The sequence below is a fragment of the Shouchella lonarensis genome, assembly GCF_900096965.1.
In the GTDB taxonomy this organism is placed as follows: Bacteria; Bacillota; Bacilli; order Bacillales; family Bacillaceae_D; genus Shouchella; species Shouchella lonarensis.
In genome coordinates this window covers 59,090-76,257 of sequence record NZ_FMYM01000001.1, presented here as the reverse complement: position 1 = coordinate 76,257, position 17,168 = coordinate 59,090, and the positions used below count along the sequence as shown (strand labels likewise).

General features: G+C 43.3%; 17 protein-coding genes, 1 riboswitch and 1 other annotated feature. Of the genes, 3 read left to right on the top strand and 14 right to left on the bottom strand.

The features are described from left to right. Window positions 1-214: 214 nt before the first annotated feature. The 4 genes from BLT29_RS00360 to BLT29_RS00350 form a co-directional block, all read right to left on the bottom strand. Window positions 215-520, bottom strand: a complete 306-nt coding sequence (locus BLT29_RS00360) for a DUF3784 domain-containing protein (protein ID WP_090774329.1) — start codon at window positions 518-520, stop codon at window positions 215-217. A gap of 284 nt (window positions 521-804) precedes the next feature. Continuing rightward, on the bottom strand, window positions 805-951 hold the full coding sequence (locus BLT29_RS13205; protein ID WP_176763712.1) for a hypothetical protein: 147 nt from the start codon (window positions 949-951) through the stop codon (window positions 805-807). A 184-nt stretch (window positions 952-1,135) separates the two neighbouring features. Next, window positions 1,136-2,434 (bottom strand): bifunctional folylpolyglutamate synthase/dihydrofolate synthase, encoded by a 1,299-nt coding sequence (locus BLT29_RS00355; protein ID WP_090774328.1) that lies wholly within the window; start codon window positions 2,432-2,434, stop codon window positions 1,136-1,138. Window positions 2,435-2,456: 22 nt separating this feature from the next. Continuing rightward, window positions 2,457-5,099: a valine--tRNA ligase gene (locus BLT29_RS00350; protein WP_090774327.1), complete on the bottom strand. Its 2,643-nt coding sequence runs from the start codon at window positions 5,097-5,099 to the stop codon at window positions 2,457-2,459. Between the two features lie 39 nt (window positions 5,100-5,138). After that, window positions 5,139-5,368 (bottom strand) — a binding site (T-box leader). Window positions 5,369-5,535: 167 nt separating this feature from the next. Between BLT29_RS00350 and BLT29_RS13200 the strand changes: the two genes are divergently transcribed. Next, window positions 5,536-5,685 (top strand): hypothetical protein, encoded by a 150-nt coding sequence (locus BLT29_RS13200; RefSeq protein ID WP_176763711.1) that lies wholly within the window; start codon window positions 5,536-5,538, stop codon window positions 5,683-5,685. A gap of 5 nt (window positions 5,686-5,690) precedes the next feature. Here BLT29_RS13200 and BLT29_RS00345 read toward each other — a convergent pair whose 3' ends face one another. The 5 genes from BLT29_RS00345 to lipA form a co-directional block, all read right to left on the bottom strand. Next, window positions 5,691-6,386, bottom strand: coding sequence for a hypothetical protein (locus BLT29_RS00345; RefSeq protein WP_090774326.1), 696 nt, complete (start codon window positions 6,384-6,386; stop codon window positions 5,691-5,693). 195 nt (window positions 6,387-6,581) lie between these two features. Beyond that, window positions 6,582-6,965, bottom strand: coding sequence for an ectoine synthase (locus BLT29_RS00340; RefSeq protein ID WP_090774325.1), 384 nt, complete (start codon window positions 6,963-6,965; stop codon window positions 6,582-6,584). 13 nt (window positions 6,966-6,978) lie between these two features. Then, window positions 6,979-8,259 (bottom strand): diaminobutyrate--2-oxoglutarate transaminase, encoded by a 1,281-nt coding sequence (gene ectB / locus BLT29_RS00335; RefSeq protein ID WP_090774324.1) that lies wholly within the window; start codon window positions 8,257-8,259, stop codon window positions 6,979-6,981. Window positions 8,260-8,291: 32 nt separating this feature from the next. Next, on the bottom strand, window positions 8,292-8,789 hold the full coding sequence (gene ectA / locus BLT29_RS00330; RefSeq protein WP_090774323.1) for a diaminobutyrate acetyltransferase: 498 nt from the start codon (window positions 8,787-8,789) through the stop codon (window positions 8,292-8,294). 391 nt (window positions 8,790-9,180) lie between these two features. Further along, window positions 9,181-10,110, bottom strand: coding sequence for a lipoyl synthase (lipA, locus tag BLT29_RS00325; RefSeq protein WP_090774322.1), 930 nt, complete (start codon window positions 10,108-10,110; stop codon window positions 9,181-9,183). A gap of 171 nt (window positions 10,111-10,281) precedes the next feature. Between lipA and BLT29_RS00320 the strand changes: the two genes are divergently transcribed. Beyond that, on the top strand, window positions 10,282-11,277 hold the full coding sequence (locus BLT29_RS00320; RefSeq protein WP_090774321.1) for a M23 family metallopeptidase: 996 nt from the start codon (window positions 10,282-10,284) through the stop codon (window positions 11,275-11,277). A 116-nt stretch (window positions 11,278-11,393) separates the two neighbouring features. Beyond that, complete coding sequence (locus BLT29_RS00315) at window positions 11,394-12,083, top strand: lysoplasmalogenase (protein WP_090774320.1); 690 nt, start codon at window positions 11,394-11,396, stop codon at window positions 12,081-12,083. 20 nt (window positions 12,084-12,103) lie between these two features. Here the strand turns inward: BLT29_RS00315 and BLT29_RS00310 are convergent, their stop codons facing one another. The 5 genes from BLT29_RS00310 to BLT29_RS00290 all read right to left on the bottom strand — a co-directional run bounded on the left by BLT29_RS00310 (window position 12,104) and on the right by BLT29_RS00290 (window position 17,145). Beyond that, window positions 12,104-13,732, bottom strand: a complete 1,629-nt coding sequence (locus BLT29_RS00310) for a Na+/H+ antiporter NhaC family protein (protein WP_245700946.1) — start codon at window positions 13,730-13,732, stop codon at window positions 12,104-12,106. 94 nt (window positions 13,733-13,826) lie between these two features. Further along, a riboswitch (Lysine riboswitch) is annotated at window positions 13,827-14,000 on the bottom strand. Window positions 14,001-14,099: 99 nt separating this feature from the next. After that, complete coding sequence (locus BLT29_RS00305; RefSeq protein ID WP_090774318.1) at window positions 14,100-14,603, bottom strand: dihydrofolate reductase; 504 nt, start codon at window positions 14,601-14,603, stop codon at window positions 14,100-14,102. Then, window positions 14,600-15,394, bottom strand: coding sequence for a thymidylate synthase (locus tag BLT29_RS00300; RefSeq protein ID WP_090774317.1), 795 nt, complete (start codon window positions 15,392-15,394; stop codon window positions 14,600-14,602). Before BLT29_RS00300 ends, BLT29_RS00305 begins: the two co-directional genes overlap by 4 nt. Window positions 15,395-15,429: 35 nt before the next feature. Then, on the bottom strand, window positions 15,430-15,744 hold the full coding sequence (locus BLT29_RS00295; protein ID WP_090774567.1) for a YunC family protein: 315 nt from the start codon (window positions 15,742-15,744) through the stop codon (window positions 15,430-15,432). Between the two features lie 54 nt (window positions 15,745-15,798). After that, the gene (locus tag BLT29_RS00290) at window positions 15,799-17,145 is read right to left on the bottom strand and encodes a bifunctional metallophosphatase/5'-nucleotidase (RefSeq protein WP_090774316.1); all 1,347 of its coding nucleotides are present in this window, start codon (window positions 17,143-17,145) and stop codon (window positions 15,799-15,801) included. Window positions 17,146-17,168 lie beyond the last annotated feature (23 nt).

The window sequence follows — 17,168 nt, the reverse complement described above, 5'->3', positions numbered from 1 at the left end:
TTGTCAGCACAAGCACCACAGTAAACAGTGACAACAACAATACGTTCGTTGCAACTGTCAGAGACAATGCTTCGTAAACCGACATCCGGCATCACCTCCTCTCTTAGAAGGTGTGCCAAGCCCGCACATGAGTGATTCAGCTTCCTTTTATTCTAGCATATGTTGATAGTAACTGTAAGTTAAATACTCACGAATCTATTCGAAACACTCCTCCTCAAAACGGACGTATCTTTCGGAAAATAACCCATCCTAGAATCATAACTGCCATCACAATGCCTACCATGTTCCCAGCCCATTCACCAACATATTCATCAGCAAAAGGCAGCATCAAAACTAATAATCCAGTAATGGTTGCAACAAGTCCTGTTTCTCTGGCAAGTTTATTTTTGTCCCCTTTAAAAGTGTCCTCATCATATCCGGCCACCAAAGACAGCATCTTCTTTTTCCAAATGAGCCAACTTACTATAAACAACTGCATACTTGCAAACACTGCTATTGTAACAACACCAGCAAAAGGCACTTACACCACTCCTTTTTTACTCAAACCACCCCTTAGGAGGATGAGGGGCTATGTAATATTTTGGAGAGGACTGTACTTCATTCCTCTTGTGTACGCCTACAATCATACATGGTTTCCACCTTCACGCCAATAAGAAACGACAAATTTTCGCAATTCCATGTTCCATCGCTCGTTTTATCAAGTCCATTGGAATCTTCAATTCCCTTTAATTGGTAAAATTATCAATGTATCCTAAAAGAAAAAGAAGTGAATGATGCTTCACACAGTCGCATCATTCACTTCTTTTATTCTGAACGTAAGATGTCCGACACTTTTGGATCGCTAATTTGGACAAAGTATCTTTCAGGTTGGTTGAAATCTATCACGTGATCAGCCGATTCTTCCTGTAAAAAACAAAAATACGTTTGAATATTAACCACCTTATAATCCATGTTTCAAAACCCTCTTTCTTTCCAATGTGCGATACATCTATGATCTGAGAGACTGCCAAATCCTATCATTTAATAAATTAACTGATACATAACCCAAGTTGTGTCTTTTCGTTATTTTCCATTCAAAAAGGTAAAAAACAGCGATGGCGCCAGTTGACGACTGACGCAATCGCTGTTACCTATTTCACCCCACAAACCCCCGCCGCACATCCGACACAAAATACAACGACCCTGCCACCACAAGCACATCTTCTTCTGCCATCTGCTCGCGGACCTCCGTAAGTGCCGCCCGCCAATCAGATATGCATCGTTTGCTGGCAACCTCCGCACGTTCATATAACACTTCTGCTGATTGCGCGCGCGGGAAGTCAAACGTCGTAAACATGAAATCGATGTCCAGCTCATGAAATGGGGCGAGTAAATCACAAATGTCTTTTTCTCTCGTTGCCGCAAGCAACATGATCATTTTCTTCCCTGGATAACGCGCTTCGAGCACCGCCGCCAACGCTTCGTAGCCTTCTTTGTTATGGGCACCATCAAGAATAATGTCGGGTTTTTGTTGCATATATTCAAACCGTCCTGGCCACGACGCCTGCTTTAAACCTTCGCGCCGTGTCTCCTCACGAATCATACAGGCTGTTTGTTTCTCTAAAACAGAAAGCGTCGCCAATGCCACCGCCGCGTTTTCTCGTTGGTGCGGTCCAATCATGGCCAACTTATATGTAGCAGCAGGCTTTCTCTGCCATTTCCACTCGAATGCTTCTACACCAGGTTCAGGCTGCACAACATCCGTTTCCACCCCGAAATCTGCACCAAACAACGTCAGTGATGCTTGTTTATCAACCGCCACCTCACCAATAACCGCCAGCGCTTCCTCAGGAACATTGCCAACAACGACGGGTGTGCCCGGCTTAATGATTCCTGCTTTTTCATACGCAATTTCAGACAGTGTATCACCTAAAATATGCATATGGTCGTAGCCGATCGTCGTAATGACCGAAACAAGTGGGGAAATGACATTCGTTGAATCCATACGCCCGCCGAGCCCGACTTCAACTAAGCAAATATCAGGGCGCACCACCTCACCAAAATGCCACAACATCATTGCCGTAAGCACCTCAAATTCGGTCGGTGACCCAAGAGGTGTTTTCGCGATCTCTTCTACAAGTGGACGGATTTTTTGTGCTGCCGCTAGTAAGTCAGCGTCACCAATTGGCACGCCGTTCATAGAAATGCGTTCAGCAAATTGTTCAACGTACGGCGAGGTGAACGTGCCGACTGACCAGCCGTCCGCTTGGAGCATATGACGCAAAAAGCTAACCGTCGACCCTTTTCCGTTCGTGCCCGCCACATGAATGGCTTGCAGCTTTTCTTCTGGATGATCGAGTGCGGCAAGCATCGCTTCCATTCGTGCTAGTCCTGGTTTGATACCAAACGGCAGCAGCGAATGAATCCATGCGATTGCTTCTTCTGCTGTCTTCATCTCGCTGCCCCCTTTCTGTTTATCACGCTTCAAATTCGGCGATCCGCGCTTCCACTGCTTCTTTCTTCGCAACGTAATCGGCGCGCTTCGCTTTTTCTTCTTCTACGACATGGGCTGGTGCTTTCTCGACAAAGCCTTTGTTTGCCAGTTTGCCGTCGATCCGCTTCACTTCTTTATCAAGCTTTTCAACTTCTTTTTTCAACCGCGCCACTTCTTCTTCCAAGTTTAACAACCCTGCCAGCGGGAGGAACAGCTCCATTCCCGTTAATGCGTGCGACATTGCTTTTGCTGGTGTTGGCAAGTCCACCGCAATCTGCAGTTCACTTGGGTTCGCAAATTTTTCAATGTATGCCTTTCCGCGTGCCAAGCATGCTGCTGTCTCGTCATCCGTTGGGCGAATGTGGAGTGCAATTTGTTTGCTCATTGGCACATTGCTTTCGGCACGCGTGTTACGCACTTGACGAATCACTTCTTTTAATGACGTCATATCTTTGACAGCCTCATCGTCAATAAGTGTTTCATCATACGTCGGCCATGCAGCAACCGTAATTGAATCCCCTTTATGCGGCAAGTGCTGCCAAATCTCTTCTGTAATAAATGGCATGACCGGGTGAAGCAAACGCATCGTATGATCGAGTACATGGGCGAGCACCGAACGCGTCATGTTCTTCGCTTGTTCATCTTCTCCGTATAGTGGCAACTTCGCCATCTCGATGTACCAATCACATACGTCATCCCAAATGAAGTTGTACAATGAGCGCCCGACTTCACCGAATTCATATGTGTCAATTAAGCGGGTCACGTCAGCTGTCACTTCTTGCAAACGTGTTAAAATCCAACGATCGGCAATCGTTTTTTCACCGGAAAGATCAATCTCGTCATGCTTTAGTCCTTCCATGTTCATGAGCGCAAATCGAGCCGCATTCCAAATTTTATTACCGAAATTCCAAGCGGCCTCAACTTTTTCCCAGTGGAAACGTAAATCATGGCCTGGAGAGCTCCCTGTTGATAAGAAGAATCGAAGAGCGTCGCTCCCGTACTTCTCAATCACATCTTGCGGGTCAACCCCGTTGCCAAGCGATTTACTCATTTTGCGCCCTTCTGAATCACGAATTAACCCGTGTATGAGCACATCTTTGAATGGCCGTGTATTTGTAAATTCTTTGCCTTGGAAAATCATCCGGGACACCCAAAACTGGAGAATGTCATAGCCCGTGACAAGCACATTGGTTGGATAATAACGCTGATAGTCACTTGCTGATTCGTCGGGCCAGCCCATCGTTGAAAATGGCCAGAGCGCCGAGCTAAACCATGTATCAAGCACATCTTCATCTTGTGTCCATTCCGATTCATTTTCTGGTGCGGTGTGACCGACATACACTTCGCCTGTTTCATTATGGTACCAAGCCGGAATGCGGTGTCCCCACCAAAGTTGGCGCGAAATACACCAGTCACGAATGTTTTCCATCCAGCGGACGTACGTTTTTTCGAATCGATCTGGGACAAACGTCACTTTTGTTGCTTCATCTTGTTGTAATTCAAGCGCTGCATCCGCTAGTGGTGACATCTTCACAAACCACTGTGTCGACAAATACGGTTCAACAACCGCACCACTACGTTCTGAGTGACCGACAGAATGTATGTGGTCCTCAATCTTGAACAGCACATCCATCTCTTGTAAGTCTTTTATAATTTGTTTCCGGCACACGAACCGGTCTAGCCCTTCGTATTTTCCGGCGTTCTCATTCATCGTCCCGTCTTCATTCATAACGAGAATGCGGGGCAAGTCATGGCGGTTGCCAATTTCAAAATCGTTCGGGTCATGTGCCGGTGTAATTTTAACCGCACCAGAACCAAATTCTTGATCAACATACTCATCGGCCACGATTGGAATTTCTCGCCCGACAATCGGTAAGCGCACCATTTTTCCAATCAAATGTTTATAACGATCATCTTTTGGATGTACCGCGACCGCCGTATCTCCAAGCATCGTTTCGGGGCGCGTTGTTGCAATTTCAATCGTGCCATTTCCGTCCACAAGTGGGTATTTCATATGATAAAACGCACCTTGAACATCTTGGTGAATGACTTCAATGTCTGATAATGCCGTTTTCGTTTGTGGGTCCCAGTTAATAATGTATTCGCCGCGATAGATCAAGCCTTTTTTGTATAACGCAACAAACACATCACGGACCGCGTTTGACAACCCTTCATCCAACGTGAACCGCTCGCGTGAATAGTCAACGGAAATCCCCACTTTTGCCCATTGTTGGCGGATAAATGATGCATAGTCCTCTTTCCACTCCCAAGACTTCTCTAAAAACGCTTCGCGGCCAAGATCATGGCGTGACTTCCCTTCTTCTCTCAGCTTCCCTTCAACTTTCGCTTGCGTCGCAATCCCAGCATGGTCCATTCCCGGAAGCCATAGCGTATCAAAGCCTTGCATCCGCTTCGTGCGTGCTAAAATGTCTTGCAACGTCGCATCCCAAGCATGCCCCAGATGTAGCTTTCCTGTCACGTTTGGGGGCGGAATCACAATTGAGTAAGGCGTTTTCTCCGGATCGCCCGTTGCTTCAAAAAACTTCCCCTTCACCCAAAAATCATACCACTTTGCTTCTGTTTCTTTCGGATCGTACTTTCCGCTCATTGTCACTTCTTCTGCCATCTCATTCGCCTCCTTCAAAAAATAAAAAAGCCCTCCATCTCAAAGGACGAAGGGACTCGCGGTACCACCTTTGTTTGCAGCAAGCCACTTGGGGCTTGTTACACAACTTAAGTAAAATAACGGCTCTCACCGGCTATGCTTACTCAACGTTTCAGCATAACAGCTCCTAGGCGACCTTCACATGGGGCAAACGAAGGAACCTCTCAGCCAATGGGCTCCTCTTTCTGTACGTGCGCGTGCATGCTACTCCTCCTGCTCAACACATATCGATATCGACTTGTTAGTAGACTTATTATAACATAACTCTCTATTGGTGCAATCATTTTAGCCAAAAATAGGCGCTTTTATCCCTTGTTCGATGACGCCCCAAAAAATACTCACATATAACGGTCTATACACATATACTATATATTATTTCCACAAAGGGGGGCTTACCGTGACGAATTGTCAGAAGATGCCTCGCCATCCTTACACACATCTCCTCCTGCAACGTGTTACTTTCTCGTTTAACCAGCTGTCTCTTTTACCAAATACATTAGACTTATGTGCACTGCTTGGTGTCACAATTGTCGAGATGAGCTTCTAATTTCGTTACGACTTTTGTGCCATTGTGACTTCAAGTGGTTGCTTTTCTTGCGTTTCGTGCTCGAACTTTTGCTGCCAACGAGAAAGGATCATATAACACATTGTAGCCAAAACCAAAAATACTGCACTCGATACAAATGTTAATTTAAACGTCAAAATATTGTCCCACCACTTCATCCCCGCAAAGAATAATATGATCGCACATGCTTGACTGATGTACCCAGCCACTTTCCACATCCGTATATGTTTTTGTAATGCCGATCGTTGGACAAGGTAAATTCCTAGAAACCCAAATAAACTAAGCAGTAAAAATGGAAACAAAGAGAAGCGCGTTGCTTCAATGGACGACACAAAAAAACCGAAAGAATGGATAAACATTTGTAGTGCAAACGCAACACTCAGCACCAACGCACCGATGCGCGCCACCTGTACGACTTTAAAAAGAGACATCTTTTTTCTTAAGTCAGAAATAAATGTTGTGCAATAACGTTGCAAGGACGCTGAATTCTCATGAACGATGCACTGTCCTTTTTTTGCAACAAGCCAGTCATTAATCATGTATCGCAAAATCATATCTACTTTCTTTTGTGATGACACTTGTGCATATACTTCTTTTTCCACCTTCCAAAAAATTTGTCTTTGTTCATCATTTAACTCATTCACTCGTGTATCAACATACACACGATCCTCATTTTTACTCACCAAATACACCTCCAATACTTATCTTCTCCGTATATAAAAAAATACTTCCCTTTAATTAATACTTAATTTACTGCAAACATGCAAGGAAAAAATAAATAACTGCGTCAAAAATTTTTGTCTTACATAGTGGATATCACTTCTCTACAAACGAAAAACAGCCCTAGATGGATACCTAAAGCTGTTTCTGTGACAAGGTTATTTGACAAGTGGGTAAGCACCACTTTCATCATGAACTTCTTGCCCTGTAATCGGTGGGTTAAACACACATACCATCCGCATCTCCGTATGCGCACGCAGTAAATGTTCATCATTTTCATCAAGCGCATACAATTCGTTTTTTTTAATGGGCCACACTTTCCCGTCTTTTAACGTTTCTACCTCTCCTTCGCCTTCAATACAATACACGGCTTCTAAATGATGCTGATACCATAAGTGTGTCTCTGTCCCTGCTTTAATGATCGTATCGTGAACCGAATAGCCCATGCCGTCACCTTTTACAAGCAACCGTCGACTCGTCCAGTTTTCTCCACTCACATCGCGCGCTGTTCCGATGACATCTTGTAATTTGACTACTTTCATCTCGCTGTTCCTCCTAATTTACAATCATTTCTTTTTCTTTTGTTACTTCTTGCACACTTTCTTCAAGAAGCGCTAAACCTTTTTCTAAACCTTCTTCATCTATCGTTAAAGGTGGAAACAATTTGAAGACTTCATCTTCTGCACCCGATGTCTCCATAATTAGACCTCGTTTAAATGCTGCAGCAGCCACACGGCTAGATAAACCAGCTACATTAGAGCGAATCCCAACCATAAATCCTCGCCCGCGCACTTCTCCTTCGATTGTCGGATAATGAACAACCAACTTTTTCAAGAAGTTTTCAATGTGAGTTGCCTTCTCTTTCACTGTCGACATAAATTCCTCATTCTCCCAATACGTTAATGCTGCTGTTGCTGTCACAAACGCATGGTTATTACCACGAAACGTCCCGTTATGTTCGCCTGGGGACCAAACATCTAGATCAGGACGAATTAATGTCAATGCGAGGGGTAGACCGTAACCGCCGATGGACTTTGATAAGCAAACGATGTCAGGAACGATTTTTGCTTCTTCAAAACTAAAAAATGTGCCAGTTCGTCCAACACCAGCTTGCACATCATCAATAATAAGTAAGATCTCGTGCTCTTTGCATATGCTTGCTAAACGCTGTAACCATTCTGTACGGGCAACGTTTATGCCACCCTCTCCTTGCACCGTTTCAACAATTGCTGCTGCAGGTAACTCCATGCCAGATCCACGATCACATAAAAACCGCTCTACATAGTCTAACGTGTCTACCTCACTCACATAATCGTCATACGGCATTGTCACTACATTTGTGAGCGGAATCCCTGCTCCTTTGCGTTTCGCCAAGTTTCCTGTCACAGACAGCGAACCAATCGTCATCCCATGAAACCCGTTTGTGAAACTCATAATGTCTGTCCGTCCAGTCACTTTTCGCGCCAATTTTAACGCACTTTCAACAGTATTTGTTCCTGTCGGTCCAGGAAACATCACTTTATAATTGAGCGCACGCGGTTGTAAGATGACCTCATGAAATTTTCTCAAAAATGTCCCTTTTGCGTCAGTCGCCATGTCTAATGAATGGGTAATACCGTCATTTAAAATATAATCAACAAGTGCTTGTTTCATCTCTTCATCATTGTGACCGTAATTAAGAGCACCCGCACCGGAAAAAAAATCAATGTACTCATTTCCCTCTATATCCCATACTTTATACCCTTTCGCTTTTGTAAATACAGCAGGAAAGCTGCGACAATAACTGCGAACCTCCGACTCTAACTCTTGAAAGACTTCCATGTCTGTTTGACTCATGTTAAAAAAATCCTCCTTGTCGTAATCACTTTTTATTTGAGCGGACCAATCCGGAAACAGCGTTCTTCTTCATGACCATCCTCTGGAAATAAGGATGACTTAAACCCTGTTCCAATAAAGCAGTTCGTCATATAATCTCGAGCAAGTCTTCGAAACAACGCTTGCGACGCTTTATTTGATGGCGTCACCGTTGCCTCCACATAGTTCACATCTTTGCAAGCCTCGTGCTCGATGAGTGCGTGCAACATTTTTGAACCAACACCTTTTCCACGTTGTGATGAAGCGACGCCTATTTGCCAAACAAACACAACATCTCTTTTTTCAGGTGGAATAAAACCTGTGATAAATCCAACAACATGATCGTTCTCTTTTGCTACAACGCAGGTCTCTGCAAAGTACGTACACATCATGACATACTTATATGCAGAGTTTTTGTCGAGTGTTGATTGTTGCACAAGCTCCCACATAGATGCAGCTTCTTCAACTGTCGGGCGAGTAATTGTCAAAACTGGTGTTAAAGACGGATTCATTGACTCACTCCTCTTTTTATTAACAATATTCCGTTTTTACTTCTTGAAATGATTGTGCTCGAACTTATATGCCTCTAGAAAACTCATTACAATTGCAAACGTTAACAATGGCTATGTTACAACGTTTTTCTTGCCTGTTGACTCCTTTTTATCATAACGGTCTTGAAAAAAATACGCAACCTAGCTTAAGCGCGATAAACTCTGCTGAATGCGACCCTCACGCCATCAGGACAATTAAGCCCTTTGATTGTATGAAATACTGTTAATTTGAGCCCTTTTCACACCGATTTAATTTTTTCGTTTTGACAACAAGGTCATTTTACTTTAGCACAGTAACGTCCTTACACGATCAAAAAAGCACCGGTATAACCGGTGCTTTTAGCAGCTTCTCCTAAGAAAGATCCGCAGCTTTTTTCGCTTCCATATTTACTTGTGCTTGGTTCACTTGCTCATCTGCATGGTAAGAGGAACGTACAAGGGGACCAGCTTCACAATGACTAAAACCTTTGCTTAGTGCGATCTCTTTTAACTCAGCAAACTCATCTGGATGATAATATTTTATCACTTTTAAATGCTTTTTCGTTGGTTGCAAATATTGACCAATCGTAACGATATCAACATCATGCGCCCGCAAATCATCCATCGTCTCAATGATCTCTTCTTTTGTTTCTCCAAGACCAATCATTAAACTTGATTTTGTTGGAATATCCTCATGCATTTCTTTCGCCCGACGTAAAAATTCAAGCGTACGCTCATATTTAGCTCGAGCGCGGACTTTCGGTGTTAAGCGGCGTACCGTCTCAATGTTATGGTTCATAATGTTCGGTCGCGCGTCCATTAAAATGCGCAAACTCTCTTCATCACCACGCATGTCAGACGGTAGGACTTCGATCGTACAAAACGGGTTTTTGCGCCGAACCGCGCGAACCGTTTCCGCAAAAACGGATGCACCCCCATCTTTTAAATCATCCCGTGCAACAGCTGTAATAACGACATGCTTTAACCCCATCTGTTCTACTGACTCAGCCACACGTTCTGGCTCTTGTAAATCCAGTTCTGTTGGCAAGCCTGTTTTGACTGCACAGAAGCGGCAACCGCGTGTACAAATATCACCAAGAATCATAAACGTTGCTGTTTTTCGCACGGCCCAACACTCATGGATGTTTGGACAACGGGCTTCTTCACATACAGTATGTAATTTTTTTTCACGCATCATCTTTTTTAAACCTGTATAAGATGAATTCGTATTTAGTTTAATTTTAAGCCAATCTGGCTTTCGAACATGCGCTTCTTTTGGTTTTGATACATCTTTTGGTGCCATCGTTGCTCCACCCTTCTTCCAATTACTACTTTCTATTCCCATCGTACCATGAACGCGCTTCTTCTTCCACCTAAGAAGCTCAAATGGGAAAAATGGAAACGTTTTTCAGTGATCCTTCTTCGTCTCTAACACATAATAAACTGGAATTGCCTAGAAGAAAGGAGATTTTTTATGACACTACGACGGATAATACTTGGCTTACTCATTTGTCTTTTCATTTGTTCACCATGTATGCAAGCAAAGGCACAATCAGAAAAAGATGTCTATGCTGAACGACTCGCTTTGTATAAAAAAATGGAAACCATTACCCACGTGCCTTGGTTTTACTTAGCTGCTGTCGATACATATGAACGCGGCTTACGGAAGGCATTGCGAGATCGTGAAGAAGCTGAAGGTATGATTTCCATTTACTATGCTAAAGAAGACTGGGTCGGCGTATTAAACCCTAACAAAGAAGATCAAAACCCCCACACGATTCAATTGTTTGAAGGAATTGGCTTGGACGGAAACGACGACGGGTATGCGCGCTTAGATGATGACGAGGATGTGCTCTATACATTGGCACGTTATTTAGAGTCTTACGGTTATAGTGAAGATGATTTTCGAATTGCCCTATGGCATTTTTATCAACGTGAACAAAGTGTAAACATTGTTTATGGCCATGCACAAGTCTACGCACATTTTGACCAACTACATTTACATGAGCATGCCTTTGTCATGCCTCTTCATCATAATTACAGCTACCGCAGTACTTGGGGAGATCGACGGGGCTGGGGGGGAAGACGTATTCATGAAGGAACCGATATTTTCGCAAGCTATGGTGTGCCTATTCAATCTGCATCTTACGGCATCGTAGAAACGATTGGATGGAATCCTTATGGTGGTTGGCGTATTGGTATCCGTGATTTGGATAACATTTATCACTACTACGCCCATTTAAGTGGTTATGAAAAAGGTCTTGAGAAAGGCAGCATTCTAAAAGCTGGTCAAGTTATTGGTTATTGCGGTAGCTCTGGTTATGGCAAACCAGGTACGCAAGGAAAATTTCCACCCCATCTTCATTACGGCATGTACCGAGATAACGGGATAACAGAGTGGTCATTTGACCCTTATCCATCTTTAAAAGTATGGGAGCGCGCTGCCAAAAAAGCACGCTACAATTCATAATGACAACGAGACCTACCTAGATCAATGGGAGGTCTCATTGTCATTATTTTATTTTGACAGCGCTTACACAAAAATGTACAATATTTATTAAATATGCTGATAAGGGGTTGCTATGTGTGAATAGGATTTTTCCCGCCGCCATTATTTTCATGAGTTTATTTTATATTTCATTCATCCCCACGCTTGAAAACATCGTAGCACTACTCGTTTTATTTAAAGTTGTACCCATTCTATTGATTATCCTTTATGCTCGATGGCAACGTGGCAAGAAAAAAGGAATGACCATGCTTATCGGCTTATCCATTTGTCTCATTGCAGATGCCGTGATTATTTTTTCATTTCTTGGTGGGCTCATTGTTTTCCTACTCGGACATATTTGTTACATCATCGGTTTTTATCAAGCGCTTCCGAAAACAACCCAAATCACCCACTCGTCACCACCAAGTGCATTTGGTTTTTACCGTGCAGCCTCCCCTGTACCTTACCGACTTTTTTCAACACTACTTATTGCAGGATATGCACTCGTCTTTGGCATATCGCTCATTAGTTATATGTTGGATGACCAGTCACATATGATCTTTCCCGTCGTTCTATATATGATTGTCATTGGCACAATGGCAGCAATGGCTTTGTTTACAAAAAACAAATACGCCATTATTGGAGCAATATTATTTGTCCTCTCCGATAGCATTCTTGCTTGGCATCATTTTGCGACGCCGATCCCATATTCATCTATCTTCATCATGTCTACTTACTACAGCGCCCAATTTTTCATTGCAAAAAGTTGGATATGGTCATCCAAGTAAGTTGAAAAAACGAGACTGTGCTAGCCTCGTTTTTCCGCAAGTTTTCGGTTTTCCGTCATTCTTCGTTTCAGTACAGTATGATAACTTACAAACAAACCAAGCATGACGATGAGCACAGTCCAAGAAGCAGCGACACCAACGAAACCAAGCACAAGAAAGGATAATGCGGCAATCCCTGCACTTATCAGTGCGTATGGTAATTGTGTCATCACATGATCAATATGATGACTTCCTGCACCCGCCGATGATAAAATGGTCGAATCAGAAATTGGCGAGATATGATCTCCAAAAAGTGAGCCTGACAATACTGCCGCAAACATTGGGATAACCATCGCTGGATCTAACACTAAAGCCATTTCTCCGGCAATTGGCAATAACATACCAAATGTGCCCCATGATGTACCTGTCGCTAAACTAAGCCCACATGCCAGCAAAAATATGCATAGTGGCAATAAGCGAACATCGATTGCCCCATCAATTAAAGAAGCCAAGTACGTACCTGTGCCTAATCGCGTAATCATCTCAATTGTAATCCACGCTAACAGCAAGATGACGATAACGGGCACCATCGTCGCAAGCCCTTTTTTCAATGCCTCAATAAATGCCCCCCATGCCGGTCTTGTCTGCATAGTGATAACAACCGCAACACTAAATCCAATCACACCACCGAGAAATAACGACAAACCTATATCGGTATGTTCGAGCATGCCGAGCCATGTGAGCGGCATCCCTGCCTCATGCAACGCAATCGCTCCAGCTCCGAAGAGACATGCACTTGTGCCCATGACAAGCGCAATAATTGGATACAGTAATTGCGTCACACGCCCACTCTCAACGACTTCGGTAGACCCATCGTCTCCCGCCGGTAAACCTTTCTTTGGATCAAATAACTCCCCGGTTTGTTGCGCACGTTTTTCATGCTGCTTCATGGAACCAATATCAATTTGAAACCAAATCACCAAAAATAACATCGACAGTGTCACAATTGCATAAAAGTTGATCGGGATTGTGTATAAAAATGCTTCAAATCCACTATGCACAGAGAAGGCTGTTGGTGCTAAAATGGTTGCCATCGTTCCCATAATAAATGCTCCCCAGCTTGATAAAGGCATCATCACACAAACAGGTGCAGCAGTTGAATCAATCGCATAGGCCAGCTTCGCCCGCGATACACGATAACGGTCCGTGAGTGGGCGGCTGACATTTCCAACGGTGAGTGTATTAAAATAATCATCAATAAAAATTAATAAACCAAGACAAAAAGGTAACAACAACGCGCCTCTTTTTGTTTCAATTCGCTTGGCTGCAAAACGGCTAAATGCCTGATCACCACCAGAGAAACGAATTAAACTTGCCATCATACCAAGCAGTAGCAAAAATAAAATGATGTAAAGCTCCCATGTGTTTAAGTGAAAACCACCGGCAGAAATTGCCTGGAACACACCAGAGAATGTAGGAGATTCCATAGAATCAAAAGAAAAGATAAACCCAATCGCTGTTTGAAAAATTCCTGCCAATACCATGAAAACATCAAACTGAAATACAATGAACGCCCCGACAACAATTGCAGCGCCTAATGATAACAATACTCGCCGCGTAAGAATAACCAATACAAGTGCAACAAGTGGGGGAATGAGTGAATACCACAAGAAAAACCTCTCCTTTTTTAGGTCCTGTCTATCAACATAAAAAGACAATCACGGGTAGCCCATCATTGTCTCAAATGCAAACAAAACAGTCCCATCCAATAGTAGTTCTCCACAGTTTCCTGTGACAGTCCGACACTTATTCAATGTCGACCCAGCTTAAAAAGGACGGACACCCTTTTTAGCTTCGGCAAAAATACCTTTCCACATTCATCATCGCTGTCCTCGCTCCGAAACATGTACTCATCATTTTTGCGCCTCTACCCCATCTGGCAGATGAGGTGTTCTTTATATAATTGCTTTTCATAATATCACATGATTGTTCTACAATCAATCATCTTTTTTCATTTATTTTCTTCCAATTATCTCCTTATATCCTCACGTCCGCGCGTTGTTTACGCATATACGTGCGAAACTCATAGGGATAACGGTTTTTTTCGTCTGTCACTCCATGAACAACGTCAGTGACATGCCATTCATTCTCATCCAACATCGGCACAAACGTATCCCCAACAAATTCATGATCAATGACTGTAACAATGTGCTGGTCACAATCGTCCCATAACAGCGCAAAAACTTCTGCGCCACCAATGACATATAACGTTTCTTCTTTGGCCAATGCCCGTATCTCTGCCACGGTATGCACCACATCTACGCCGTCTGCTGAAAATGAGCGATCTCGTGTTAATACGACATTACGCCGCTGTGGTAACGGCTTTGCACCAATAGAAGTAAACGTCTTACGCCCCATTAAAATGGTCTTTCCAACTGTGGTCAGTTTAAAATGGCGCAAATCAGCCGGTAAATGCCATGGTAATTGATTGCCATTTCCAATTATACCCTTTTTATCACGCGCATAGATGAAACTAATCATATTGCAATCTCTGCTTTAATCGTCGGATAAGATTCATACCCTTCTAGTGTAAAGTCGTCATATGTAAACGAAAAAATATCTCGTACATCTGGATTCAACTTCATCACGGGTAACTGCTTTGGTGTTCGTGAGAGCTGCAATTTTACTTGGTCGAGATGGTTTTGATACAAATGTGCATCACCGATTGTATGAATAAACTCCCCAGGTTCTAAATCACATACTTGAGCCATCATCATCGTCAGAAGTGCATAAGAAGCAATATTAAACGGGACCCCTAGGAAAACATCAGCACTTCGCTGATACAATTGGCAAGACAACCGACCATGATTCACATAAAACTGGAACAGTGTGTGACAAGGCGCTAGTGCCATGTCCTCAATCTCAGCAACATTCCATGCACTCACGACTAAACGACGTGAGTCAGGATTCGCTTGGATCTCCTTTATCACTTGCGAGATCTGGTCAATCGTTTCACCACCAGCACCTTGCCAAGAACGCCATTGTTTCCCATAAACAGGACCTAAATCACCATTTTCATCAGCCCATTCATTCCATATACGGACGTTGTTTTCTTGCAAATAACGTACATTGGTGTCTCCTTTTAAAAACCAGATGAGCTCGTGGATAATTGAGCGTAAGTGCATTTTTTTCGTTGTCACTAAAGGAAATCCCTTTTGTAAGTCGAATCGCATTTGATAACCAAATGTACTGATTGTTCCTGTACCTGTCCGATCCGACTTCTGTGCGCCATCTTTTAATACGTGCTCGCATAGCTGTAAATATTGCTGCATAGTAGTGTTCCTCCATTTCCTGACCGTTTATCCTTTTATACAGATGTTTGTTTCATCTTGAGTAAAGCCTCTCGCCCACTCATACCAGCGTGGATGCCCATTTGTTCACAAGCGCACGTCACTGACTCCAAAGGTGCTGCTAATAATTGCTCAATTGTTCGAACACCAACGGCACGACCTGCGACAATTCCACGCTCTTTTAACTTCTCGTTTAATAGCCCAACATCAAGCGCGCCACACATAATGTAACCTTGATCACATGTCACTGCCATAAAGTTTGTCTTCGGCAACTTGAGTGTAACGGCAATAAATGTTTCTCCTTGAATTGTCACCGGATGCATATCAATCATTTGTCTTTCCCCCATTCAAACGATTATAAAGCACCTTATGTATGAAACATTGGTTTAATGTTGCTTTTTTAACATCTGACATAATACATCTCGCAACATCTCCGGCATAAAATATGTTTTTGTTTGTGCATGCGCAAGTTTAGGGAATAAAAAACCAAAAGTGTACATGTCTAGTGTCGCCAGTTTGTATATTTCCTCATCTATCACCGGCGATCCGAGCAGAAACAATCCGTTTTCTGACACGGTTATACCTGTGTAAACCATTTTCCCCAACACTTTTCCGCGGAAACCAAAACCTTTTAACTCTAAATTCACCAAATCAGCCGTTTCAGCGCGCGCGACCGTCTCCCGTAAATCTGCCCCAGACACTTCGACGACGCACGGATTAATTGGGTGTGGACAAATACGGTGAATATCGCCATACGTCACTACCCCTTTTGGAATGTCTTCTAGCAGTACACCTGCATTCATCATACCAAGTTGCGTGCCACACCACAATACTAGTTCATCACATAATTGTTGGCAAGCGACGGAAGGACGATACCACGCCACAGGCAATGCACGAGGAAGGTTTGTGATCGGCTTTTCGAGTACCTCTATAGATTGTCTCGCTAATTCTTGCAGTTGCCTCACGATTTTTTCATCCTCCGGAAATGGCGCCGGATCAATTAAACGCGCATGCTTCTCGATCACTTGATGGGTTTTACCGTCAAATTGTAGCGTGACTTCTCCAATGTATTGTCCACACTTGCCCGCCTGTGCAATTAATGTGTTTTTGACTCGTTTCCCTTCTTGTAATGCGTGATGTGTATGTGCACCTAGGATTACATCAATCCCCTCGACTTGGGCAGCAATTTTTTCGTCCATTGGCAAACCTAGATGCGACAGCAACACAATTGCGTCAACTTCTCCCCTCAACTTTTCCACCGCTGTTGGCAGTGTAGACAAAGGGCACGCCACAGAAAAACCAATCTCGTGATAAAAGTCTGTCATTGCCGCTGTATAACCAACATATGCCACAGATACACCATGATCCATTGTATCAATGTAATAAGGAATCGCCCAATCAGGACGATGCCCTATCTCGTTATCTTGTATATTCGCTACAATTACGGGAAACTTCGCGTGAAAATACATATCATGAAGTGCGTCTCTTGAAAAAGTAATCCCCTCGTTATTGCCAATCGTAACAAAATCAACCTTTGCCTCATTTAACAACTGAATATTTCCTAGCCCCAAAGTGGCTTCTGTTAACGGATGGGCCCTGTCTGCATGGTCACCGATATCAACATAGCGTGTCTGTGCATCGCGATAGGTTTGAATATAATGAACAATGCGCGCCCAGTTTGTAAAATGACTATGTAAATCATTGGTGTGCAACAACATCAAACTTTTTTGCATCCATTGGGCTCCTTTCCAAGAAA

Excerpts from the sequence above, each read along its gene's own strand:
- BLT29_RS13205 (WP_176763712.1), bottom strand. The coding sequence starts at position 951 with ATGGATTATAAGGTGGTTAATATTCAAACGTATTTTTGTTTTTTACAG.
- BLT29_RS00355 (WP_090774328.1), bottom strand. The coding sequence starts at position 2,434 with ATGAAGACAGCAGAAGAAGCAATCGCATGGATTCATTCGCTGCTGCCG.
- BLT29_RS00350 (WP_090774327.1), bottom strand. The coding sequence starts at position 5,099 with ATGGCAGAAGAAGTGACAATGAGCGGAAAGTACGATCCGAAAGAAACA.
- BLT29_RS00340 (WP_090774325.1), bottom strand. The coding sequence starts at position 6,965 with ATGAAAGTAGTCAAATTACAAGATGTCATCGGAACAGCGCGCGATGTG.
- ectB (WP_090774324.1), bottom strand. The coding sequence starts at position 8,259 with ATGAGTCAAACAGACATGGAAGTCTTTCAAGAGTTAGAGTCGGAGGTT.
- ectA (WP_090774323.1), bottom strand. The coding sequence starts at position 8,789 with ATGAATCCGTCTTTAACACCAGTTTTGACAATTACTCGCCCGACAGTT.
- lipA (WP_090774322.1), bottom strand. The coding sequence starts at position 10,110 with ATGGCACCAAAAGATGTATCAAAACCAAAAGAAGCGCATGTTCGAAAG.
- BLT29_RS00320 (WP_090774321.1), top strand. The coding sequence starts at position 10,282 with ATGACACTACGACGGATAATACTTGGCTTACTCATTTGTCTTTTCATT.
- BLT29_RS00305 (WP_090774318.1), bottom strand. The coding sequence starts at position 14,603 with ATGATTAGTTTCATCTATGCGCGTGATAAAAAGGGTATAATTGGAAAT.
- BLT29_RS00300 (WP_090774317.1), bottom strand. The coding sequence starts at position 15,394 with ATGCAGCAATATTTACAGCTATGCGAGCACGTATTAAAAGATGGCGCA.
- BLT29_RS00295 (WP_090774567.1), bottom strand. The coding sequence starts at position 15,744 with ATGATTGATATGCATCCGGTGACAATTCAAGGAGAAACATTTATTGCC.
- BLT29_RS00290 (WP_090774316.1), bottom strand. The coding sequence starts at position 17,145 with ATGCAAAAAAGTTTGATGTTGTTGCACACCAATGATTTACATAGTCAT.